Raw genomic sequence first — 781 nt, forward strand, 5'->3', positions numbered from 1 at the left:
ATACGTTGCGCGCCAACAGCTTATTTTGATTACTGTTTGTGTGCTTGTTATGCTTTGCGTTGTCATTCCGGTAATGGTAAGCGTAGTATTTCTAGCTATCAAGTATCGTGCTTCGAATACAGCGGCAGATTATTTACCTGATTGGGGGCATTCCAATAAAATTGAAGCATTTATGTGGGGTATTCCAATTGTTATTGTAACGATTTTAGGTTTATTAACAGCTTATTACACCTATAAGCTTGAGCCTACGAATTCTCTTCCTGTGGATGTTGTTGGTGAAGAGAAGCCTTTACAAGTTGACGTTGTAGCTCTTGATTGGAAATGGCTCTTTATTTATCCGGGATATGGTGTTGCATCGATCAATGAAATTTATGCACCTAACGGTCGTCAGGTTTTGTTGCAGTTGACATCAGAGAATTCTGTTAATGCCTTTTGGGTGCCAAAGCTTGGCACGGTTCTTTATGCTATGCCACAGATGAATGCTAAATTGCATTTGGTAGCGGAAGAGCAAGGAATATTCAAAGGAAGTTCGGCAAATTACAGTGGCGATGGTTTTGCAGGTATGCGGTTTAAATGGCATTCTGTATCTTCGCAGGATTTTGACAAGTGGATTGCTAAAGTTCGGGCTAATGGTCAAATACTTGATCGAGCCTCTTATCGGCAGCTTACTATTGCACCTCGTATGGGAGATAGTACTGCAAAGGAAAAAGATGCTGAAGTTCGTTATTTTGCACCTGTTGAGAAGCGGCTTTACTACCGGGTTGTTAATCGATGTGTTGAT

The 781-nt window shown here is 41.0% G+C and carries 1 protein-coding gene; it reads left to right on the plus strand.

Annotated features, from left to right (window positions below; all coding sequences use genetic code 11):
• Nucleotides 1-781: COX aromatic rich motif-containing protein (locus ACFINZ_RS10510; protein ID WP_375701482.1), on the plus strand; the 781-nt coding region annotated here is incomplete at both ends.

The organism is Bartonella sp. AA81SXKL, from assembly GCF_042196945.1.
Lineage (GTDB): Bacteria > Pseudomonadota > Alphaproteobacteria > Rhizobiales > Rhizobiaceae > Bartonella.